General features: G+C 68.1%; 20 protein-coding genes and 1 pseudogene. 10 read left to right on the plus strand and 11 right to left on the minus strand.

The features are described from left to right. Positions 1 to 51: 51 nt before the first annotated feature. Positions 52 to 771 (plus strand): annotated as a pseudogene (locus tag AC5Y4S_RS09460) (SRPBCC family protein); the annotation flags it as partial. Between the two features lie 58 nt (positions 772 to 829). On the opposite strand, the gene AC5Y4S_RS09465 reads toward AC5Y4S_RS09460, so the two are convergent. Continuing rightward, positions 830 to 2,176 (minus strand): lipocalin-like domain-containing protein, encoded by a 1,347-nt coding sequence (locus AC5Y4S_RS09465; protein ID WP_500032351.1) that lies wholly within the window; start codon positions 2,174 to 2,176, stop codon positions 830 to 832. A 97-nt stretch (positions 2,177 to 2,273) separates the two neighbouring features. On the opposite strand from AC5Y4S_RS09465, the gene AC5Y4S_RS09470 reads away from it, so the two are divergent. Then, positions 2,274 to 3,746, plus strand: a complete 1,473-nt coding sequence (locus AC5Y4S_RS09470; protein WP_500032352.1) for an aldehyde dehydrogenase — start codon at positions 2,274 to 2,276, stop codon at positions 3,744 to 3,746. On the opposite strand, the gene AC5Y4S_RS09475 is transcribed toward AC5Y4S_RS09470, so the two are convergent. From AC5Y4S_RS09475 to AC5Y4S_RS09500, 6 genes are all read right to left on the minus strand, one after another. Then, complete coding sequence (locus AC5Y4S_RS09475; protein WP_500032353.1) at positions 3,741 to 4,274, minus strand: maleylpyruvate isomerase family mycothiol-dependent enzyme; 534 nt, start codon at positions 4,272 to 4,274, stop codon at positions 3,741 to 3,743. The genes AC5Y4S_RS09470 and AC5Y4S_RS09475 overlap by 6 nt on opposite strands. Beyond that, the gene (locus tag AC5Y4S_RS09480) at positions 4,267 to 4,704 is read right to left on the minus strand and encodes a MaoC family dehydratase (RefSeq protein ID WP_500032354.1); all 438 of its coding nucleotides are present in this window, start codon (positions 4,702 to 4,704) and stop codon (positions 4,267 to 4,269) included. The genes AC5Y4S_RS09475 and AC5Y4S_RS09480 overlap by 8 nt, the downstream gene beginning before the upstream one ends. Continuing rightward, entirely contained in the window at positions 4,701 to 5,237 is a 537-nt protein-coding gene (locus AC5Y4S_RS09485; RefSeq protein ID WP_500032355.1) for an FAS1-like dehydratase domain-containing protein, read from the minus strand. The genes AC5Y4S_RS09480 and AC5Y4S_RS09485 overlap by 4 nt, the downstream gene beginning before the upstream one ends. Beyond that, on the minus strand, positions 5,234 to 5,659 hold the full coding sequence (locus tag AC5Y4S_RS09490) for a nuclear transport factor 2 family protein (protein WP_500032356.1): 426 nt from the start codon (positions 5,657 to 5,659) through the stop codon (positions 5,234 to 5,236). Before AC5Y4S_RS09490 ends, AC5Y4S_RS09485 begins: the two co-directional genes overlap by 4 nt. A gap of 92 nt (positions 5,660 to 5,751) precedes the next feature. Continuing rightward, entirely contained in the window at positions 5,752 to 7,317 is a 1,566-nt protein-coding gene (locus AC5Y4S_RS09495; protein ID WP_500032357.1) for an AMP-binding protein, read from the minus strand. Next, positions 7,317 to 8,444 (minus strand): aromatic ring-hydroxylating oxygenase subunit alpha, encoded by a 1,128-nt coding sequence (locus tag AC5Y4S_RS09500; RefSeq protein ID WP_152531247.1) that lies wholly within the window; start codon positions 8,442 to 8,444, stop codon positions 7,317 to 7,319. Before AC5Y4S_RS09500 ends, AC5Y4S_RS09495 begins: the two co-directional genes overlap by 1 nt. 51 nt (positions 8,445 to 8,495) lie before the next feature. On the opposite strand from AC5Y4S_RS09500, the gene AC5Y4S_RS09505 reads away from it, so the two are divergent. Further along, complete coding sequence (locus tag AC5Y4S_RS09505) at positions 8,496 to 9,791, plus strand: cytochrome P450 (RefSeq protein ID WP_500032358.1); 1,296 nt, start codon at positions 8,496 to 8,498, stop codon at positions 9,789 to 9,791. Positions 9,792 to 9,906: 115 nt separating this feature from the next. Here the strand turns inward: AC5Y4S_RS09505 and AC5Y4S_RS09510 are convergent, their stop codons facing one another. Both AC5Y4S_RS09510 and AC5Y4S_RS09515 read right to left on the minus strand, forming a co-directional pair. Then, a complete protein-coding gene (locus AC5Y4S_RS09510; protein WP_046185638.1) occupies positions 9,907 to 10,098 on the minus strand; it encodes a ferredoxin in 192 nt (63 codons plus the stop codon). Positions 10,099 to 10,116: 18 nt separating this feature from the next. Next, positions 10,117 to 12,507, minus strand: coding sequence for a CaiB/BaiF CoA transferase family protein (locus AC5Y4S_RS09515; RefSeq protein ID WP_500032359.1), 2,391 nt, complete (start codon positions 12,505 to 12,507; stop codon positions 10,117 to 10,119). A 61-nt stretch (positions 12,508 to 12,568) separates the two neighbouring features. On the opposite strand from AC5Y4S_RS09515, the gene AC5Y4S_RS09520 reads away from it, so the two are divergent. Both AC5Y4S_RS09520 and AC5Y4S_RS09525 read left to right on the plus strand, forming a co-directional pair. Next, the gene (locus AC5Y4S_RS09520) at positions 12,569 to 13,402 is read left to right on the plus strand and encodes a FadR/GntR family transcriptional regulator (protein WP_500032360.1); all 834 of its coding nucleotides are present in this window, start codon (positions 12,569 to 12,571) and stop codon (positions 13,400 to 13,402) included. 5 nt (positions 13,403 to 13,407) lie between these two features. Next, positions 13,408 to 14,127 (plus strand): SDR family oxidoreductase, encoded by a 720-nt coding sequence (locus AC5Y4S_RS09525; protein WP_500032361.1) that lies wholly within the window; start codon positions 13,408 to 13,410, stop codon positions 14,125 to 14,127. On the opposite strand, the gene AC5Y4S_RS09530 is transcribed toward AC5Y4S_RS09525, so the two are convergent. Beyond that, positions 14,090 to 14,956, minus strand: coding sequence for an LLM class flavin-dependent oxidoreductase (locus AC5Y4S_RS09530; RefSeq protein ID WP_500032362.1), 867 nt, complete (start codon positions 14,954 to 14,956; stop codon positions 14,090 to 14,092). The two genes, AC5Y4S_RS09525 and AC5Y4S_RS09530, sit on opposite strands and share 38 nt — an antisense overlap. A 70-nt stretch (positions 14,957 to 15,026) precedes the next feature. Between AC5Y4S_RS09530 and AC5Y4S_RS09535 the strand changes: the two genes are divergently transcribed. Genes AC5Y4S_RS09535 through AC5Y4S_RS09555 form a run of 5 tightly spaced genes read left to right on the plus strand, consistent with a single transcriptional unit; the run spans position 15,027 to position 20,770 of the window. Then, positions 15,027 to 16,085 carry an acyl-CoA dehydrogenase family protein gene (locus tag AC5Y4S_RS09535; RefSeq protein WP_500032363.1) on the plus strand — a complete coding sequence of 353 codons (1,059 nt, stop codon included), beginning with the start codon at positions 15,027 to 15,029 and terminating at the stop codon, positions 16,083 to 16,085. After that, positions 16,082 to 17,188 (plus strand): acyl-CoA dehydrogenase family protein, encoded by a 1,107-nt coding sequence (locus AC5Y4S_RS09540; RefSeq protein ID WP_500032364.1) that lies wholly within the window; start codon positions 16,082 to 16,084, stop codon positions 17,186 to 17,188. The genes AC5Y4S_RS09535 and AC5Y4S_RS09540 overlap by 4 nt, the downstream gene beginning before the upstream one ends. Further along, a complete protein-coding gene (locus AC5Y4S_RS09545; protein ID WP_500032365.1) occupies positions 17,185 to 18,342 on the plus strand; it encodes an acyl-CoA dehydrogenase family protein in 1,158 nt (385 codons plus the stop codon). Before AC5Y4S_RS09540 ends, AC5Y4S_RS09545 begins: the two co-directional genes overlap by 4 nt. Further along, a complete protein-coding gene (locus AC5Y4S_RS09550; protein WP_500032366.1) occupies positions 18,339 to 19,274 on the plus strand; it encodes an acyl-CoA dehydrogenase family protein in 936 nt (311 codons plus the stop codon). Before AC5Y4S_RS09545 ends, AC5Y4S_RS09550 begins: the two co-directional genes overlap by 4 nt. Continuing rightward, entirely contained in the window at positions 19,271 to 20,770 is a 1,500-nt protein-coding gene (locus AC5Y4S_RS09555) for a class I adenylate-forming enzyme family protein (RefSeq protein WP_500032367.1), read from the plus strand. Before AC5Y4S_RS09550 ends, AC5Y4S_RS09555 begins: the two co-directional genes overlap by 4 nt. A 15-nt stretch (positions 20,771 to 20,785) precedes the next feature. On the opposite strand, the gene AC5Y4S_RS09560 is transcribed toward AC5Y4S_RS09555, so the two are convergent. Next, positions 20,786 to 21,046: a hypothetical protein gene (locus tag AC5Y4S_RS09560; RefSeq protein WP_500032368.1), complete on the minus strand. Its 261-nt coding sequence runs from the start codon at positions 21,044 to 21,046 to the stop codon at positions 20,786 to 20,788. Between the last annotated feature and the right edge of the window lie 74 nt (positions 21,047 to 21,120).

Consider the following 21,120-nt stretch of genomic DNA (forward strand, 5'->3'; position numbering starts at 1 on the left):
ACCTCCCGCTTGCGGGGGACGGGTCGGCGCCCATCAGCGGAGGCGACCGTCAAGTCCGATGGCTTGACCGAACTGCCGGCCGCCGAATATGCCGGATTCCTCTGGGTCGCTTTGGATCCCGGCGCGGCGTTGGACGTCGCCGCGCATCTGGGACCGCTGGCCGACGAGCTCGATTCCTGGGGCATCGGGCGGTGGTCCCCATTGGGCGAGAAGGTGCTCGACTTTCCGATCAATTGGAAGCTGGCGGCCGACACCTTCGCGGAGAACTACCATTTCGCCACCGTGCATCGACAGACCTTTGCCACCATCGCACGGAGCAACTGCACGGTGTTCGACGCCTTCGGCCCCCATCACCGGTTGGTCTTCCCGCTCAACACGATCCTGGAGCTCGACGATATTCCCGAAGAGCAATGGGACCCGTTCCACAACATGGTCGTGATCTACGCGCTGTTCCCGAACATCGTGCTGTCCGTGACGATCGCCAACGGCGAGCTTTTCCGCATCTATCCGGGCGACCGGCCCGGTCGGTCGATCACCGTGCACCAGAACTCGACACCGCTGGACCTGTCCGACGAGTCCGTGGCCGCCGGCGCTCGAGCCGTCTTCGAATACGCCCACGCCACGGTCCGCGACGAGGACTACCGGCTGGCCGAGGGCCTGCAGGCCAACCTCGAGTCGGGCGCTCGGGATCACCTGGTGTTCGGCCGCAACGAACCGGGGCTGCAGCACCGCCACATCAACTGGGCACGAGCGCTCGCGCCGAGACTGTAAATTTGCAGCGAAAGTGCGAGTGAAGGCCTGCGAATTTACAGGCTCGGCGCGGAGTCTCTCAATTCTGCTCGGACAAGACGGCGATCAGATCCTCGAGAACCGTTGCCAGCAACCCATTTTCCACCGGAGCCACGCGACTCAGCAATTCGACCGCCTCAGCGCGACGGCCGGCGGCGACCAACGGCACCACCCGGTCGACGATCGTCTGCAGTTCCGGGGCGGTCGGTTCGACGTTCGCGACGGTCGTCGCCAGCACCTCGACCAACTCCCAATCTCGATACAGCGCGAGCGAGCGCTCGTTGAAGGCAAACCCGGTCACGGGTTTGCCCCACAGCGTCCCCTGGTAATGGTAGGGACCTTCCATGTACTCGATCGGCAGGCCGTGCGCCGGGGCCGCCACCAGCGGCTCCCCGACAATATCGAGTTGCAGTGTGGCGCAGCGGATCCGGTGACGGTCCGGCATGTATCGAGCCGACGCGACGGGCCGCACCAGCGGACGCAGCGCGTTCGGCCACCGGACGTAGCTGTGGATCGTGATCTCGACGTCCTCCGCGCAGTCGGGCGGCGTGGCCGGGTCGGGATAGCTGGTCGTGACACCGGTAAACGGTTGCAGCGCATTGCCGTTCGTGCGGTCGAATTGCCGCCAGATGCTCAGGTCCACGCCATTGTCGAAGTTGATGGTGCGCCACTCGTGTGACCTCGCCCGGGGGTCTCCCCCACTTCCCCCGCCGCCGGCGTACTTCGGGAACCACTGCCGGTCGACGTGCCCGCCGCTGCCGGAGACCTGTTCGACGACGTCTCCCCAGCGCAGCGTTCCCGTCATCGCCATTCCGGTTTGGAAGTACGAGTACGTGTCGCTTTGGCCGAAGCAGACGATCTTCCCGTTGTACCTCGACGCACCCACCGGTGTCGGTGCGCGCGTTGGGGTTACGGCGAGGTCGAGCCGCATCGGGCGGCCGGAGTGGTCCTCGCCCACCAGGCTGACGCGATAGGTGAACGGCAACAGTTCCCCGTCGCCGTTGCGGCAGGCGCTCCACGACGCGGTTCCCGCGCCGCTGTGGTAGCTCAGGTCGAGATAACCCGGCGCCATGCTCAGCTTGCGCTGGGCCCCCGGCTCCATGTTGGCCGGCGGCATGTCGTAGTCCGTGTAGGTGCCGTAGTCTCCGGTGTCCAGGTCGAACAGCGCCAGCGTGTAGAAATCCGCGACGATCGTTCCGCCCGGCCGGTTCTTGTTGAAGATGGTCAGGAAGGCAAACGAGCGGCCGCTTTCGGTGGCATCGAGCTGCCCGGCGATGAACCAGGTGTCGGACTCCTGGTCGGCGTGTTCGCCTTCGGCCGCGGGGAAGTCCAGCTGGGGATCGCCGGGTACCAACCGGAACGGGTAAGTGCGCCAGTCGCTATCCATGTCGCTTCCTTGCCACGGCGCCATCCTGCTTTTTTCACTATGTTAGCGTCAATAGCGAAGTTGCGGTCGCGGTCCCATTCCCCGAGGAAGTGTCCCGATGACAGACAATCCCGGCCATCGTTCCTATAACGAACTCTTCATCGGGGGGCAGTGGCGCAAGCCCGCCAACCCACAACAGCTCGCCGTGATCTCGCCGCACTCCGAAGAGCCGGTCGGCCACGTCCAGGTGGCCGGGCCCGAGGACGTCGACGCCGCCGTCACCGCGGCGCGAAGCGCTTTCGACCACGGCCCCTGGCCCCGCATGACCCACGCCGATCGGATGGCCAAGGTCGAGCAGCTCGCCGGGATCTACGGCGGCCACATCGAGGAGATGGCCGACCTGATCACCGACGAGATGGGTTCTCCGCGCAGTTTCAGCCGGCTGGGTCAAGGCGCCGCCGCTGCCTCGCTGATCCATCTCGCCCTGGCCGCCGCGCGCGACTTTCCCTGGACGGAGCGCCGCCAGGGCGTACTCGGGGAAGTGCACCTGCGCAGGGCACCCGTCGGGGTGGTCGGGGCGATCGTGCCGTGGAATGTGCCGCAGTTCCTGATCATGCCCAAGCTGATCCCGGCGCTGATCACCGGTTGCACCGTGATTATCAAGCCCGCGCCCGAAACGCCCTTGGACGCTTTGTGGTTGGCCGAAATGATCGAGCAACTGGACCTGCCCGACGGGGTGGTCTCGGTGCTGCCGGGCGGACCCGATATCGGCGAGGCGCTGGTCCGCCATCCCGGTGTGGACAAGATCGCGTTCACGGGTTCCAGCGCCGTCGGGCGCCGGATCGCCGCGCTGTGCGGCGAGCAGCTGAAGCGCTACAGCCTCGAGCTGGGCGGCAAGTCGGCGGCGATCATTCTCGACGACGCCGACGTGGGCAAGACGGTGGCCGGGCTGAAAACCGCCGGCCTGATGAACAACGGCCAGGCCTGTGTCGCGCAAACCCGCATCCTGGTCAGCGATCGCCGGCACGACGAGGTGGTCGACGCGCTGGCCGAGATGATGTCGGCGCTCAATGTCGGCGATCCGGCCGACGAGGCCACGGACATCGGACCCCTTGTGGCGCAACGGCAACAACGTCGGGTGCAGGAGTACATCCGCTCGGGCGAGACTGAGGGGGCCCGCGTTGTGGTCGGCGGCTTGAACACTGACCAAGACAGTCCGCGCGGCTGGTACGTGCGGCCGACGCTGTTCGCCGACGCCACCAACGACATGCGCATCGCCCGGGAGGAGATCTTCGGACCGGTGTTGACCGTGCTGCGCTACCGCGACGAGGACGACGCCATCCGGATCGCCAACGAGAGCGACTACGGTCTGGCCGGTTCGGTGTGGACCTCTGACATCGCCCACGGCTTGGAGGTCGCGGCGGGGGTCCGCACCGGCACCTACGGCATCAACATGTACACCCTCGACATCGGTGCCCCGTTCGGCGGCTTCAAGCAATCGGGAATCGGGCGCGAGTTCGGACCGGAGGGCCTGCACGAGTACGTCGAGCTTCAGACGCTGGTGTGCAAGGGCAAGCTGCCGCCGCTATAGCTCGGGCGGTCGCCACGCGGGGTCGCGGCCCAGCCGCGCGAGAAGCCTTGCCTGCGCGCCGATTTCGTCGTTCACCGCAACCGGTGCCTTGAACATTCCCGACGCGGTCAGCTCCCGGGTATCCGGCGGCAAGGCGGCGTAAAACCTTTCGCACCAGCCGGGATCCAGCTGATCGTCGGCGCCCACCGCGCGGGCGAGGTCCCAGGTGTGCACCACGACATCGCGGGTCAGGTTCGGCATCAGCCGGTAGGCGTCCAGCCGCGTCGCGCTACCGGACTCGAGCGCCCCGGTCAGCGAGGAATAGGTCAATTGCCAACGCGCCCGCGGATCGTCCCGGGGCCGGTCGGGTTTCAGCCCGAGGGGCCGCAGGACAAGTACGTCGTGAAAGCCGATCACGTGCTCGAGCACCCCCCGAGCGTCCCAGGCATCACACGGTGAGCGACGGTCCCACCTGCCCTCCGCCGCGGCGACCGCCTCGCCGAACCGCCGGCACGCCGCCAGGTGCAGTTCGCTTACACCGTCAACCACAAGGCATCTGCAGCGTGAGTTCGACCGGGCAGCATAGGGCGCCATGCTGATTGGTCACCTGGATCTCGATGTCGACAAGGCAACGCGGCGGATCCACCGAGGTGTCCCGCCGCTTGGTCAGCGCCCGCCCGCGCCCGATCATCGTGTCGCCCGCGTACACCGAGCCGACCAGCCGCATCGAGCGGCGCACCACGCGGCTGCCCGGGCCCGCCCAGTCGGTGGCGACCCGGTCGGCGAACCCCGCGAGGTGCATGGTGTTGACGTAAATCGTCGGGTTGCCCTGATTTTGGGCGTAACTGGGGTCGAAATGCCCCGGGAAATAGTCCCACGTCGCCCCGGCGTTCTCGACCACTCGCTGATAGCTGATGTGATCGACCACCTCCGGCAACTCAACGGGCACGTCGATCGTGTTCCAGTCCAGGTCGGTCACGAGGCGGCGTCCGGGGTGAACCGGAACAAGGTGTTTCGGCACGTGGCCACCACGGCGCCGTCCTGACGGGTATAGGTCTCCAGCGTCTCGACGAAATGGCCGACGCCCAGCCGGGTCCGCTTCTCTGGTGACACCGACACCAGCTCCTCGACGGCGGTGAGCACGTCTCCCTCGACGATGGGCCGCAGGAACTCAACGTCGTTGGAGGCGTTGATGAACGTGGTGCCGGGCAGCGGCACTCGCAGGACCACCGAGGCCGCGGGCGGTCTGCCCGTCGGCTGCCAGGGCGGCGGGATCAGCCAACCCATCAGGAGGGCGGGCGGGGCGAGCAGCCCGCCCCACTTCTCCCGGGCAAACTCCGCATCCCAATACGATCGGTTCCCGTCGTGGACCATCGCGGCAAACAACTGGATGCGTGCGCCGCTGACGGGGGTAGCCGCGGTGCGGGGTTCGCTCTTCGCGCCGACCAAGCGCAGCGCGTCTTCGTAGCTACCAAAGGCTAGCTGGTAGCTGAGGTCGTGATCCCCACTCACATGACGAGCGGGTGCCGGCTGGGCACCGAATCCCATTCGAGCGCACGGGAAGTGAAGTACCAGGCGCCGCGCTCGTAGATCAGCGTGTCCCGGTACGTTCCGGTGGCCCGCAGGGTGGTGTCGCCGTACATCGCGGCGAACAGCACCGCGACGCAACGCATGCTCGCGTTGATGCCGTCGACGCGGATCTCGTGGTCGAGGGTGACCAGTCGCTGCCCGTCGCCGCCGTCGAAGGCCGCGCGCAGATCGGTGAACAGGTCGCCATCGCGGGTGTAGCTGGCGCCGGTGTGGCGGAAAGTGGCGATCCAGCGGTCGCGGTCACCGTCGGAGTACGCCCTGTTGTGCCGGGCGGTCAGATCCAGGATGGCAGCGCGGGCCGTGGCGGCCTGGAGCATCTGCTGTTCCTGATAGGTCATGGTCATGTGCTCTGCAGCCTCTCTTGGACGACGGCCAACAAGGGGTGGTTACGTAACAATAAATTAACTTACCGACGATTACGTAACGTTAACGTAACTTACCGGCGAACGATATACCCCGCTTTCTCACGATCCCAGGCGCCCGGACCCAGTCCGCGAGCGCGCAACACGTCTTTACGCACCCGCCCGATGACGTTCTTCGGCAGTTCATCCACCGCCTCGACGAATCGCGGGACGCAGAAGTAGGGCATCCGGGCGGTGCAGAAGTCGAGCAACTCCGCGCAGTCCAGGCCCGCCCCGGGGCGCAGCGTCACGATCAACAGGATGTCGTCTTCGCCCAAGTCGCTGGGCACCCCGACCGCCGCGGCTTCGGCCACCGCGGGATGGCGCACGACGACGGCCTCCACTTCGACCGAGGAAACGTTTTCGCCGCGCCGGCGCAACGAGTCTTTGATGCGGTCCACGTACGTCAGGTTCCGATCGGCGTCGAGTCGGCCCAAATCACCGGTGCGAAACCACTCCGGGTGCGGCTCCACCCGCGAGTCCTCGCTCACGTAGCCCTCGCTCATGACATGCGGGTGCCTGGGACGGCAGACGATCTCGCCGACCCCGCCGGGCGGCAGCGGGTCGCCGCGCTCATCGACGATGCGCACCTCGAAATTCGGATTCGGCCGCCCCGAGGTGCCGGGCACGCCGTCGTCGGACACGCCCTTGACCGCGAGCGGAAAGGCCTCCGTCATGCCGTACATCGTGACGATGCGGCAGCCGTAACGCTTTTCGATCTCGTGGTAGGCATCCGCGTCGATGGGTGCGGCGGAGATGAACCGCAGCGGGAGCTGCGCGTCACGCGGATCCGGGGGCAGGTTCTGCAGCATCGACACCATGGCGCCGGCGCCGGCGAAACCGATGGCCCCGCGGGCGCGGATGTCGTCCCAGACCTCGCCGGGATGAAATGCCTTGGCCAACAAGGTCGTTCCGCCGACCAGCATCGGTGCCAGCACGCTGGGCGCCGCGCTCAGGTGGAAGAGCGGCATCGCCGTCCACAGCACCTCCCCCGGGCCGAATTCCCACGCGGCGGCGGCGGTAGCGGCGACCGAGAACAGGTAATGCCACGTCGTGGCAACCGCTTTCGACGGCCCGGTGGTGCCGGAGGTGAAAAACAACACCCCCACGTCGGCCGGGCCGACGGGGCTTTCGGTCACCGGGACGTCGGCGTCGAGGTGCAACGTGGCGGTGAGCGAATCGTCTTGCACCACAACGCCGGTCACCGTGTCCAGCTGCCCGACGACCTCGTCGACCCGGGGCCGGCGCTCGGCGTCGGTGAGAATCACCCTGGCCCGCGACAAGCGCAGCGTGTGCAGCAGGAAATCGCCCTTGTTGGCGGCGTTCACCGCAGCACTGACCGCGCCGATGCGCGCCGCGCCCAGCCAGAAGTACACCCATTCCGGGCAAGTGGCGGTGAACAGCGCCACGCAATCGCCGGGTCCGACGCCCAAACCGGCCAACACGTGGGCCGCCGCGCGGGACCGCTGGCGCATCTGCTCGAACGTCACGTCCACGCCGGCGATCGACATCATCACCCGGTCGGGGTGCTGCTCCGCCCGCCGATCCAGGACGGCCGGCACGGTGAAACTGTCGACGCCGAAATCCGACGGTCCCGGCATCAGGCTTTCGCGGCCGCCGGGTCGGGTTCGCCGTCGGCCGTGTAGCCGAAGTCGGACGGCGAGGGCTGCGGGCCCGGGTAGAAGCGGTGCGCCCAGCGGCGAAGGGCGGCATAGTCGTGCGCCTCTTCGGGTGCCAGGTTGGGCTTTTCGAGGTATTTCATGTTCTCCCACGTGAAGAAGTCCTGCTTGATGACCTCTTGCTGCAGCGCCAGGAACTTGGCGGCGCGGCCGGTGGGTGCGTCGCCGGTGTCGCCGGGCTCGCGGATCGAAGCCTGCGTGTAGAAGTAGTCGGTGTAGTCCTCGTCGACCGGCGTCTGCCCGGTCACCTGCACGGTGGCCACCAGCTCGCTGGGGAAGCGAACCAGGCCCAATCCCAACGAGTAATTGTCGTAGATGATCTTGGCGTCGACCGGCCCGTTCGGGGTCAGCCAGGTCGAGGCGCGGCCGCCGCCGAAATGGGCGTTGACGGTGGCGTGCAGGTGGTATCCGGAGACCTCGAACGACGAGGTGGTGGCGGGATTGGCGGCCTTGTGCACGTACTGCACGTGGTAGGGATCGGCGGCATTCTCGATGATCATCTGCGGGTGCACCTTGACCCGGTTGAGCATCTGCGTGTGCGGGTGCAGCGGGTAGTACTCGTTGGTTTCGAGCTCGGGCAGCACCGGCGGCTGCCAGTATGGCGCGCGCCCGTGCCGCTCGTGCCACGCAAGGATGAACCCGTACCACTCCATGCTCGGGTAGGTGCGGATGCGGACGTTGTTCTTGCAGCCGATCTTGCTGTAGGGGATCAGGGCGTTGGTGCCGTCGCCGCGCCACCGCCAGCCGTGCCAGGGACAGACGATGTTCTCGCCCTCGACGGTGCCGCCGACGCCGAGGTTGGCGCCGAGGTGTTGGCAGTACGCGTCCATCACGTGCACCTGGCCGGATTCGGTGCGGAAGAGCACCAACTCCTCGCCGAAGTAGTGCGCGCGCTTGACCTCACCAGGAGGCAGGTCCGAGCCGAACGCGACGATGAACCACCCCGTCGGGAACCGGTAGGTAGACAGCGCGATGCCGGCCTGCCCGAACTCACGCTCCGAAGGATCTGCGGCCGACTCTGATGCCGAGTCCGAAATTGTATCCGTCACGACCCCTCCCAGCGGGTTCGACGATAGGCTCTATTTTTACTATCTTAAGCATTGAACGTCAACGCGGCGCCGGTAAGGTGCCCGCATTGCGCCAGAAGCGGGGTTCAGATGACGGCTGCGGCGGTGGATCTATCCGATCTTGCCTTGTGGCGCAATGGTTTTCCAGACGAGCTGTTCGCCGAATTGCGACGCTCCCGCCCGCTGTTCCGGCACGAGATGACGCCTGGGGTAGCCGAAACGGTCCACCGTGAATTCTGGGTGGCCACCAAGCATCGGCACGCGGTGCGCCTGCATCGTGATACCGATTCGTTCACCGCGGTCGACGGCCCGCTCATCCAGCCGGTCGGGATGTTCTCGTCGTACCCGACGATCATCAACATGGACCCGCCGGAGCTGAACAAGCGCCGCAAGCTGATCTCCAACGCGTTCAACCCGCGCGCGATCGCCAAACTCGAGGACGGCATCCGGGCGCGCGCCGCGCGGATGATCGACCGCCTACTCGCCAGCGGCGGCGGCGATTGGATCGAGGATGTCGCCGACGCGCTGCCGATGACGGTCATCGGCGACATCATCGGCATACCGGAAGAGGACCGGCCGCGAATCTTCGATTGCCTGGACAGCATCCTGAAAGCCAATGCGCCCGGGGCCCGCCCGACCTTTCAGGACTACACCGATCTCTACGCCACCATCTTCGGGTACGCGATGGAGCTCACCGCGGAAAAGCGGCGCCATCCCACCGATGACATCTGGAGCACACTGGCCTCCGCGGTGATCACCGGCGAGGACGGCGAGGAATTCAGCTTGCCCGCCAACGAACTCGAGTTCTTTTTCTTCGTGTTGACATTCGCCGGCAGCGACACCACCAAGAACGCGTTGGCCATCGGGCTGCAGGCGTTCGTCGAGAACCCCGAGCAGATCGAGCGGTACCGCGCGCGGGAGGAGCTGCGGCCGAGCGCCGTCGAGGAGGTGTTGCGTTGGGCGTCACCGGTTGCCTACTGGACGCGCACCGCCAAGGTCGACGTCGAGATGGACGGCCAGCACATTGCGCAGGGCGAGCGGGTGGTGTCCATGCTGCGCTCGGCCAACCGCGACGAGGAGGTGTTCCCCACACCGTTCACCTTCGACATCGGGCGTCAGCCGAACCCGCACGTGGCGTTCGGAGGGGGCGGACCGCACCACTGCCTGGGCGCCATGCTGGCGCGCGCGGAACTCCGCGCGGTCTTCGACGAACTCCTGCTGCGCTGCGACGACATCACCCTCGGTCCGGCCAAGGTGGCCTACCCGAACCTGCTCACCAACATGTCGATCTATGACGAGATGGCGATATCGCTGACCGAGCGCCGGTAGAGCGCAGCTGCGGATCGGTGAGCCGGCCATAAGGCGATTCTCAATTGCGCTATCACCGGCGATATCACAAATGAAACTCACCCAGTGGTCAGTTGCCCGCGCTTCCTTCAGGCCCTCAGTCGATCAGCCGCAGCGCGGCCTTGGGGCACTGGTCCACCGCGGCGCGCACATCGATCTCCAGCCGCGGCGGCACCGGACCGTCCGCGATCTGCACCACGTCCTCGTCGCCCAGCTCGAACACCTCCGGGGCGAGCGATTCGCAAAAGCCGTTGGCCTCACACAGGTTCTCGTCGACCGTAACGCGCATCAGGCGACCTCCTCACCGTTATCTTTTGAGGCCCGCCGGGCGGGTCCCGATCACTTTGTCGCTGGCCAGCTTTGCCAGCTGGTCGTCGGTCAGTCCACACAGATCGCGCAGTACCTCCCCATTGTGCTCGCCTAGCCGCGGCGGCGGGCGTAGTAGCCACTTGTCCTGGCCGGCCAGCTTCGCGAACGGCGGGCACGGATACAGGCCCGGCCCGGTGCTCGGGTGGTTCAGGGCCTCCAGGAAGCCCCGGTCGCGCAGTTGGGGATTCTCGGTCACCAGCGACGGCGACACCACGGGCGCGGCGGGAACGCCCGCGCCGGCCAACCGCTCCACCGTCGGTTCCAGCGGTTGCGCGGCGAACCAATCCCGCAGCCGGCGATCGATGTCGTCGGCGCGCTCCCGCCGCCCCGCCACGGTCGCCAGGCCCTCGTCGCACCAAGCGGGACGATCCATCACGTCGACCAGGGCTTGCCACTGCGGGTCGTCGCGCACAGTGACGGCGATCCAGTCGTCGTCACCGGCGCACCGGTAGATGTTTTGGATCGCCTCCCCGTGACCGCGATTGCCGCGCCGACCCAGCGTCACCCCGAACACCTCGGCTTCGATCGCCTGTATCGCGGTGGCGTTGAGCACCGTCTCCAGCATCGGCAGCTCGAGCAGCTGGCCGGTGCCGGTGCGTTGGGCGAAATCCAGGGCGGCCAGCACGGCGAACGCGGCGTGCACGCCGGCCAGCGGATCGCAGGCCCCGCGCGGCGTCACCGGCGGGGCCTCCGGCAACCCGGTCACCCAGGCCAGGCCGGCGATCTGCTCCATGGTCGGGGCGAATCCGACGCGTTCACGCCACGGACCGTCCAGGCCGAACGCCGGCATCCGGGCGACGACGAGTTTCGAGTTGACCTTCAGCAGCACGTCCGCGGTGAGGCCGAACTGGTCCATCACCCGCGGTGAGAAGTTCTCGATCACCACGTCGGCGCCGGTTACCAGATCCAGAAACAGCTCGCGTCCGCGATCCGAGCCCAAATCCAGTGTGACGGAACGTTTGTTGGTGTTCATCGCGTGAAACACCCAGCCGTACTCCCACCAGTCGTCCACGTCGGTGCGCATCCCGCCCGAGTAGCGAATGCCGTCGGGCCGCTGGATCGACTCCACCTTGACCACGTCGGCGCCGAACGCGGCTAGCAGGTGGGTCGCGGCCGGCCCGGCCCAGAACGCGGTCAGGTCGACAATCCGCAGGCCCTCCAGCGGCAGACCCCGTGAAGTGGGCACTGGATCGGATTCGCTTCTCTCCCTGGCCGGTTCGTCGTTGGCCTCACCCGGCGCCGGTGTGACGCCCAGCGGCGCGGGCGCGCACGCCGCCATCAGCCACGGCGGGCGCGGCTGGTCAAAGCCGGCCGGGTTGGGCGTGAACACCCCGCGCTCCCGCACGTACTCCAGGTCGCGGATGGTGGAGCCGTTGCCCAACGCCGCGATCGGCAACCGGAACAGCTGACCGAGTTCGACGATCTCCGCCACCGTTCGTTCGGCCAGCCACGGGCCGATGTGTTCGCGGATCAGGTCGCGGTAGGCCCACCGGCCGATCTGGAACCGCAGCTGTTCGATCTCCTCCAGCTGCGGGCACTCGACCATCGCGCAGAAGTCGAGCCACTGCTGCCCGGTGACCATGGTGATGCCGACGTAGCCGTCCTTGGCCGGTTCGATCGAGGGCACTTCCAACGTGCGGCGGACGGGCGGGACGCGCAGCAGCTGCGAATGCAACCATTCGCTGCTCTGCATCGCGGTCATCGCCTCGAGCATCGACAGGTCGAGATGCTCGCCGGGGCCGCCACGCTCGACTCGGCGACGCAGGGACAGCGCGCCGAACGCGGCGTAGACGCCGCCCATGTACTCCCCCAGGTCGCCGCCGATCGCGATCGGAGGCCCGGCGGGGTCGCCGCGAAAGCCGGGCGAGCCGGCCCACGCCTGCAACGTGAATTCGCTCGCGGCGCGCTCGGCGTAGGGTCCGGTCCAACCGAAGTCGGAGATCGTGACGACGATCGCCCGCGGCGAATCGGCCAGCAGCCGCTGCGGGTCGATGCCCAGCGCCGCGGCCCGAGACCGGCCCGCGGTGACCACCACGACGTCGGCGCCGGCCAGCTCGGCGCGATAGCGTTCGGAGTCCGCCGCGACGGTCAGGCTGCGCTTGCCGGCATTGAGGTAGCCGAAGAACGGGGATGGCTGGCCGTCCGGCACGGGCGAACAGCTGGCGGAGTACCGCCGCAGCCAATCCCCTTGCGGCGGTTCGATTTTGCGCACCTGCGCCCCGGCGTCGACGAGCAGCTTGCCGCAGTAGTCGCCGGCTATCCGGTCGCTGACCTCGACGACACGCAATCCGTCGAGGGGTGTCGGCCGGCTGTCGGGCTCGCGCCTCACGCGGCTATTTATACCATTACTGCTAAAATAGCTAAGCCAGTCGAGCACGCGCGAGGATTGGATGACCGCCCTGGGAATTGGCCAAGACGCCCGTCGCCGACTGTCGGCGCCGCGGATCGCCGAAATCGTAGCCGACGAACTACGCCGTCAGATCATCGACGGTGAGCTCGCAGACGGCGATCTGCTGCCGCGCCAGGAGGTGCTCGTCGAGCAGTTCAACGTCAGTCTGGTTTCACTGCGCGAGGCGCTGCGGATCCTGGAAACCGAGGGCCTGGTCTCGGTCCGGCGTGGCAACCGCGGCGGCGCCGTGGTGCACGCGCCCGCGAAGACCAGCGCCGCCTACATGCTCGGCCTGCTACTGCAGAGCGAGTCCGTCCAGGTGGCCGACCTGGGCTTCGCGCTGCGGGAACTCGAACCCGCCTGCGCCGCGCTGGCGGCCCAGCGGCCCGACCGGATGGACACGTTGGTGCCGGAACTCAAGCGGGTCAACGATTCGATGGCCGAGCATCTCGAGGATGGCCGACTGTTCACCGAAATCGGCCGCCAATTCCACGATCTCGTGGTCCGCGGCTGCGGGAACCACACCATCATCGCGGTGGTCGGCAGCCTGGAGACGCTGTGGACCAGTCACGAGCAACAGTGGGCCGACGAGAGCGCGGCTCGGGGCACCTACCCCTCGCTGGCTCAGCGCCGCGCCGTGCTCGGCACGCACGTCAAGCTGACCGAGACCATCGCCGAGGGTGACGTCGACCGCGCCCGCCGGATCGCGGGCCGCCACCTCGCCGACACCCAGACCTACGTGCTGTCGGGCCGACCCGATCAACGCATCTACGCGCTGTCGCCGCAGGCTCTTTCACGTTCGGGGTCGCGCCCGCGGAACGTCCGGCGCCCCTGACGTCGATGCGAACCGCACTAGTCACCGGCGGCAGCGGCGGGATCGGCAAAGGATGCGCCCGCAAGCTCAGCGAGCTCGGTTACGACGTGGTGCTTTCGGCGCGGCGCGAGGCCCCGCTCCGCGCGGCCGCCGAGGAGCTCGGTGCCCGCCACATCGTCGCCGACGCGTCCGATCCCGACGGGTTCACCTCTGCCATAAGCGGTTTGGAGCGGATCGACCTCGTCGTGCACGCGGCCGGCACCCTCGGCGGAACGTACGCGCGTAAGCAGACATTCGACCAGTGGCGGACCATCATCTCGGCCAACTTGGATTCCTGCTTCGTGGTGACGGCCGCCGCCCTGCCCCGGATGCGCGCGGGCTCACGGTTCGTGTTCATCTCGTCGTCGGCGGCGCACGAGCCGATGATGGCCCGCACCGCCTACTCCGCGTCGAAAGCCGGCATGAACGCGTTCGCCCGCGCCCTGGCGCTCGAGGTGGACCGTGACGGCATCGCCGTGCACATCGTGACGCCCGGCCCGGTGGAAACCGAGATGCTGCAGGACGTTCCCTTCGAGATGTACGCGATCCAGGTGTCCGACGTCGCCGAGGCGGTCGCCTGGCTGGACACCGTCGACCCGTCGGTCGACCTGCCGGAGATCCGGCTGTCGGCCGTGCAGCGCGGTCCGTTCGCGCGGCCGCCGGTCGTGCCTACGGAAGCCCGCCGCCGGCGCCAGCGAACCCCTTGATCACCGACTCGCCGAACTCGCGCAGGGATTCCGGCGCGGCAAAATCGGCGAACCACACGTAGAACCGCTCGACGCCCTGGGCGGCCAGACCGCCGAAGTGCGCGATCAGCTCGTCGGCGTCACCGCAGACCAGTCCCGAGCCCAGGTTGCCGAATCGCCGGGTGCTCACCTCGCGCACCTTGCCCGGATCGCTGCCTGTCCGGACAAATCCCACCATCTGCTGCATCGACACGCGCGCCGTGCCCGCGGCGGGGGCCAGCTTGGGCAATTTGTCGAGATGGTTGGCCGGCAGATTCCACCAATCCGCGTATTTACGAACGAGTTCCATCATCCGGGGTCCGGTGCCGCCCAGCAGCAGCGGTATCGGATGGGACCTGCGCGGGACCTGCCCGTCCTCCCCCGGCACGTCGCCCCAGTACTGCCGGATCAGCTCGATGTGGCGCCCGAGCTGTGCGACCCTGGCCTTCGGATCCTGCTCACCCACATCGAATCTGGTGAACTCGGCGGGCCAGGAGCCCGCGCCGAGGCCGAGGTCGAATCTGCCGTTCGATGCGTCCGAGAGGGTGACGGCTTGTTTGGCGAGCACGGCCGGATGCCGGAACGCGTCGCAGAGCACCAGGTGGCCGATCCGCAGCCGCTCCGTCCTGGCGGCCACCCAGGTGGCGATGCCCATTGCCTCCCAAATGGTTTCGTCGGGCAAACCGGGCGCCTCGAGGTGATCGATGAACGCCACCCCGTCGAAACCGCCGGCCTCGGCATGAAGCGTCCGCTCCGTGATGTCGGCGGCCGACAACCGAACTTGGGGCAGGAACAGATACCACTCGACCATGCGCCCACCTATGCTCGCGCCGATTGCAACAGCGGCGCTAGTTTACTATTTTTATTATGTTAGGGGTCTTATGGATGTCGGACTGACTTCGGAGCAGCTGTCGCTGCGCGACACCGTGCGCGGCGTCCTGCGCGCCGAGTGTCCGCCCGATGCCGCCCGTCAGGCGATGGTAGACCCCGAGCGCTGGCGCGCCCCGTGGAAGACGGTGGTCGACCTCGGCTGGACGGAGCTCGCGGCCCCTGAAGCAACCGACTACGGACCCGTCGAGCTGGCCGTCGTCCTCGAGGAATGCGGTGCAGCGATCGCGCCTATCCCCTTGCTCAGCAGTGTCGGGCTGGCCGCGGGCGCGTTGCGGGCCAGCGGCCTCGACTCGGTGCTCGCCGACATCGCCGGCGGCGCCGTCGCCACCCTGGCGGTCCACTCGAAAGGGTCTCGGCTGCCCGGCGCACCGATGACGTTGCGCGGGGGACGGCTGCGCGGGCGGGCGGTCGCGGTCCCCAACCTGTCGCGCGCCGAGCTGCTCGTCACGCTGGCCCATGCGGACAACGAGGTCATGGCGGTCGTCGCGCGCTGTGGTGACGGGGTGACCGTGCTGGCGGGCGAGTCGACCGACCCCGCGCAACCGGTGGCCGACGTCGAGGTCGACGCCCAGCCGTTGGCCGCCGCGCCGGTGGATCTCGAATCCGCGCTGACCACGCCGCTGGTGGCCGCGGCCGCCGATCTGGTCGGCGTGGCCGGCGCCGCCCTGCACCGCGCGGTCGAACACGCGAAGACGCGGCGGCAGTTCGGCACGCCGATCGGTGCGTTCCAAGGCATCAAACACGCACTGGCCGACAACCACGTCGGCCTGGAGCGGGCGCGCAGCCTCACCTACGCCGCCGCGGCCCGGCTCGCCGATCCCGACCCGGGTGACGCCTGGACCGCCGCCGCCCTGGCCAAGGCGGCAGCCGGCGAAGCGGCGGTCAATTGCGCGCGGACCGCGGTGCAGGTGCACGGCGCCCTCGGGCAGACCTGGGAGCACGACATCCACCTCTACGTCCGGCACGCCTGGCAGGGCGCCGCGATGCTGGGCGACAGCCGCGCGCTCTACCACGAGGTGGGCCGCCGGTTCGCGGGAGGCAGCGGATGACCGCCGTGGAATCCATAGTCGACGAATTCGGCGCGTGGCTTACGGAATTCCTGCCGAACGACTACTACGAGAAGTACCGCGAATACCGCTGGGACCTGCCGCTGCGGCGTGACTACCAGCGTGCGGCCTTCGAGGCCGGCTGGATACAGCCGACCTGGCCCCGCGAGCACGGCGGCCGCTCGCTCGGCTTGCGCGACGCGATGGAGGTTCGGATCGAGGCGGCGCTGCGGTCCGCGCCCAAGCTGCCCAACATTCAGGGTCCCGGCGTCGCCGCGCCGGGTATCCGCCAATTCGGCACGCCCGCCCAGATCGAGCGGCTCCTGGTTCCCCTGTTGCGCGGCGACGAGTGGTGGGCCTTGGGCATGTCCGAGCCGGAAGCGGGGTCCGATTTCGCCGGGCTGCGCACCCGGGCCGAGCGTGACGGGGACATCTTCCGGGTCAACGGTCACAAGATCTGGACCACCCAGGCCCACGAGTCGCGCTGGTGCACGCTCTACGCCCGCACCGACCCCGAGGCGCCGAAACACCGCGGCATCTCCTGCCTGATCCTCGACCTGCAAGCGCCCGGGGTACGGATCGAGCCGATCCGCATGGCCTCGATCTCCGACGAAACGTTCTGCGAGGTCTTCCTCGACGATGTCGAGGTTCCTGCGGAAAACCTGCTCGGGCCGCTCAACGGCGGCTGGAACGTCGCATTGTCGTCGCTGCACCACGAGCGCCAGATGATCTGGATCATGAACTGGGTCGAGATCAAGCGCGGGCTCGACGCGGTGCGTAGGGCCCGTCCCACCGACGACATCTGCGCCGAGCTCGGCGCGCTGCTGGCCGACGCCGAGGCGCTGCGCGCCACCGGATACCGGGCCCTGGGTAACGAACTGGCGGGTCGGCCGAGCCCCGAGGCCGACATCATGAAGCTGCTCGGATCGGTTACCTTGCAACGCGTTTGGGAACTGGCCGCCGTCGCCAAGGGACAGGAGTGGGTCAGCGATCCGGATCTGCTCTTCGAACGCCAGGACGCGCTGGCCGCCACCATCTACGGCGGAACGTCGGAAGTGCAGCGCAACATCATCGCCGAGCGGCTGCTCGGACTGCCGAAGGGATGACTCGGATGGATTACGACCTCGGCGAGGACGCCGGACAACTCCGAAATCACTTACGGGAGTTGATCGCCAACCACATCCCCGCCGACTTCCTCGGCGCCTGCACCGAAAACCCCCAGGATCTCGCCACCACCGAGACGTTCTGCAAGCTGTTGGCCACCGAGGGACTGCTGGCGTTGGCATGGCCGAAAGAGCATGGCGGCGGCGGTGGTTCGGTCTGGCAGCAGACCGTACTGCGCGAGGAGATGTGGGCCCAGCACGAGCCCCGCGGTCCGCAGTACATGGGCATCAACTGGGTCGGCCCGGCGCTCATGCGTTACGGCACGGACGAACAAAAGGCCAAGCACCTGTCGGCCATCGCGTCCGGCGATGTGATCTGGTGCCAAGGCTTTTCCGAGCCGGAGGCCGGAACCGACCTCGTCTCGCTGCGCACCCGCGCGGTGCCGGACGGGGACGGGTGGCGCATCACCGGCCAGAAGGTGTGGACCTCGTACGCGCAGATGGCGTCCTGGTGCGTGCTGGCGGCCTGCACCGATCCCGACGCGCCAAAGGCCAAGCGGCTCACCCTGTTCCTGATACCCATGGACCGGCCGGGGTTCACCGTCCGGCCGATCCCATCGATGCTGGGACCGCATCACCTCAACGAGATGTTCCTCGACGACGTGCCGGCGTTCCCCGGTGACGTCCTCGGCGAGGTCGGCGACGGCTGGCGGGTGATGCGGGAAGCGCTGGCGTTCGAGCGGGTCGGCATCGCTCGCTACGCGCGGTGCGAGTCCCTTCTCGACCGGCTGCAAAAGCAACTCGGCGACGGCTGGGACGCGCTGCCCGAATCGATTCGCGCCCGCTGGGCCCGGGCGCTGGTCGACCTGCGGGTGGCCAGGCTGCTGGCGTACCGGGCCATCTCGCTGCAGGACGACCCGTCGGCGGGCGCGGCGGCCAGCGCCGCCCGCATAGCCACCACCACGTGCGATCAGCAGGTCGCCGAACTGCTGTTCGACGTACTGGGCCCGTCCGCGCTGGACAGCGGCGCGTCCGCCCCCCTGCACGGGGCCATCGAAGACCATTGGCGCTACGCACAGGCCGCCACCGTGGCGTCGGGCACCATCGAGGTGCAGCGCATGCTGGTGGCACGCGACGTTCTGGGAGGACATCGGTGAAAACCGAACTGCCACAAGACATCAGCGACTTCGCCGCCGTCGCGGCCAAGCGGCTCGCCCGGGTGGGCGGCCCGCCGGCGGCGCTGCGCGCCGAGGCCGACGACAGCGTGCGCGACGCGGCACGCAGCGCCCTGACCGACGTCGGCGCGTTCGAACTCGACGTGCGGTCGGAGGCCGACGACTTGCTTGCCGCCGCGGTGCTCTGCCAGGCCGCCGGCGCAAACGCGCTGCCCTACCCCGTCGTGGAGGAGCTACTGGCGATCGACGGCGCCCGCCTGACCCTGGTCAATCCCGAAGCGCCGCGCATCGATCACGGCGACCTGCCCGGCGACTGGATCGCCGCCGACCTGGACGGCGTGCGGTATCACCCGCAACCGGGGGTGCGGACGAACGCCAAGCTGGGGCCGTTTCTGGTGCCCGCCACCTTGAGCGCACCCGACGGAGCCGTCCCGGCCGACGACGTTAACCTTCATCTCGTGCTGGGATCATGGCGGATTCTGGGAGCCCTGCAGCAATCGCTGCACATCGTCACCGAACACGTGCGCGCGCGGGTCCAGTTCGGCCAGCCGCTGGCCGACTTCCAGGCCGTCAGGTTCGCGGTCGCCGACGCCGCCGTCGGGGTGCGCGGCCTGCACGAACTCGCGAAGTACACCATCTGCCGGCCGGAATCCCTTCCGGTGCAGGTTCATTCGGCCGACGCGCTCGTCCTGCGCTACAAGGCCGCCGACACCGCGCGGCAGGTGCTGCGGACCTCGCATCAACTGCTCGGCGCCCTGGGCTTCTGCGACGAATCCGACGTCAGCGTGCTCGACCGGCACACCCAACCGCTGATCCGGTTGCCGCTGAGCGCCGAGGCGCTCGCGCTGCGCCTGATACCCGACGTCCGGGGCGGCCACCTGGAGACACTGTTTTCGGGGTCGGTGCCGGCGTGACGACCGAACGGATCGCGTCCGAGGCGGGCCCCAATCCGCTGGAGGAAGGGATCCCGTTCGGCGCCAAGCTCCGGCAGCTCGCCGAGGAACGCCCCGACGACAAGGCGGTGACGGTCGTCGGGCTCGACGGCACCGCGAACACGCTCACCTTCGGTGAACTCGACGCCCGCGCCAACCAGTGGGGTCGCGCGCTGGCGGCCGGCGGCGCGGGGGTCGGCTCCCTTGTGGCGCTGGCGATCCCGAATTCACAGCACCTGATGCTGGCCGCGCTGGGGTGCTGGAAGATCGGCGCTGTTCCCGTGCCCATGCACTGGGACCTGCCCGAGTGGGAGCGGGACCGGGTGCGCGAGGTCATCGACCCCGCGGTGGTCGTCGACGAAAAAACCCGGTGGGAGCTGGACGCCCGGGCGGCCGCCGAGTCCGAAACCCCGCTGCCCCCGGTCGTTTCACCTCACGCCAACGGCATCTGCAGCAGCGGCTCGACCGGTGTGCCGAAGGTGATCCTCAGCCTGGCGCCCTCGCTCTGGACGCCGCAGCACGGCGAGCCGTTCCTATCCAACTGGACGCCGGTGGCCCAGCCGCAGACGATCATGGTGCCCGCGCCGATGTATCACACCAACGGCTTCGCCACGTTCTTTTTCCTGTTGGCCGGTGATCACCTCGTGGTGCTCGAAAAGTTCGACGCGGCACTCGTTTTGGATGTGATCGAACGCTTCAGGATCACCAACTTCACGGCCACACCCACGATGCTGGCGCGCATCGCGGCGCGTCCGGACGTCCGCCAGCGCGACCTGTCCAGCGTCGTCTTCGTCCTGCAGGGCGCCGCGGTGATGCCGCCGTCGCTGATGCACACCTGGTTCGAGCTGCTGAGCCCGGAGCAGATCGTGTCGGCGTACGGCATGACCGAGAACCTCGGACTCACCGCGTTGCGTGGCGACGAGTGGCTCGCGCATCCGGGCAGTGTCGGCCGCGGCTTTCGGGACACCGAGATCCGGATTCTCGACGCCGGAAAGATCCCGCTCGGCCCCGGTGAACACGGCGAGATCTACCTGCGGTCACCGATGGCCGCGGGATCGCGATACCTGGGCGGGGCGGCGCCGCTGCCGTCGACCGAGGACGGCTTCCGCTCTGCCGGCGACATCGGGTATCTCGACGAGGACGGCTACCTCTACATCGTCGATCGGCGAGTGGACATGATCATCACGGGCGGCGCCAATGTCTTTCCGGCGGAGGTGGAGTCGGCCCTCGCGGGCCACCCGGGCATCGCCGACGTCGTCGTCATCGGGCTGTCCGACCCGCAGTGGGGGCGCCGGGTGCATGCGGTGGTCCAGCCGGCCGACGGGGTGCGCCTCACCGAGGAAGAGGTGATCGAGTACGCGAAAAACCGGCTCGCCCACTACAAGGCGCCCAAGACCGTCGAGTTCGTCGATGCGATCCCCCGCACCGCGGCCACCAAAGTCAATCGCTCGGCGATGATCGAGTCCCGCGGCGGCTAGGTCCTGGCGCGGCTGCTATCCGGGTCTGTCGACGGGGCACATGTACTTGTCCGGAAACCTCACACACCCCGGCGGCGGCGGCTGATCGGGGCGATTACCGGCGACACCGTTCGGCACGACATGCAACCACCCGCCGTCCTGACACAGGAACGAGTCCCCACCCCAACCACCCGGCCGGACGGTGCCGTTGACGCACGGGTCCGCGTGCGCCACCGCCGGAACGCTGACGAAGACCCAGACGATCACGGAGGAAACCGCGAGAACGACCGCCCTCATAACCGTTTGATGCTAGTCGCACCGCCGCGACCTGCCCAGTAATCCAACCGCCGCTCTAACGGGGCTCAGGGCCG

The organism is Mycobacterium sp. NGS64 (assembly GCF_059812245.1).

Coding starts and splice junctions, on each gene's coding strand:
- AC5Y4S_RS09525 (WP_500032361.1), top strand. CDS start 13,408: ATGCGAACCGCACTAGTCACCGGCGGCAGCGGCGGGATCGGCAAAGGA.
- AC5Y4S_RS09535 (WP_500032363.1), top strand. CDS start 15,027: ATGGATGTCGGACTGACTTCGGAGCAGCTGTCGCTGCGCGACACCGTG.
- AC5Y4S_RS09530 (WP_500032362.1), bottom strand. CDS start 14,956: ATGGTCGAGTGGTATCTGTTCCTGCCCCAAGTTCGGTTGTCGGCCGCC.
- AC5Y4S_RS09465 (WP_500032351.1), bottom strand. CDS start 2,176: ATGGATAGCGACTGGCGCACTTACCCGTTCCGGTTGGTACCCGGCGAT.
- AC5Y4S_RS09545 (WP_500032365.1), top strand. CDS start 17,185: ATGACTCGGATGGATTACGACCTCGGCGAGGACGCCGGACAACTCCGA.
- AC5Y4S_RS09495 (WP_500032357.1), bottom strand. CDS start 7,317: ATGCCGGGACCGTCGGATTTCGGCGTCGACAGTTTCACCGTGCCGGCC.
- AC5Y4S_RS09510 (WP_046185638.1), bottom strand. CDS start 10,098: ATGCGCGTTACGGTCGACGAGAACCTGTGTGAGGCCAACGGCTTTTGC.
- AC5Y4S_RS09560 (WP_500032368.1), bottom strand. CDS start 21,046: ATGAGGGCGGTCGTTCTCGCGGTTTCCTCCGTGATCGTCTGGGTCTTC.
- AC5Y4S_RS09490 (WP_500032356.1), bottom strand. CDS start 5,659: ATGACCATGACCTATCAGGAACAGCAGATGCTCCAGGCCGCCACGGCC.
- AC5Y4S_RS09540 (WP_500032364.1), top strand. CDS start 16,082: ATGACCGCCGTGGAATCCATAGTCGACGAATTCGGCGCGTGGCTTACG.
- AC5Y4S_RS09470 (WP_500032352.1), top strand. CDS start 2,274: ATGACAGACAATCCCGGCCATCGTTCCTATAACGAACTCTTCATCGGG.
- AC5Y4S_RS09520 (WP_500032360.1), top strand. CDS start 12,569: ATGACCGCCCTGGGAATTGGCCAAGACGCCCGTCGCCGACTGTCGGCG.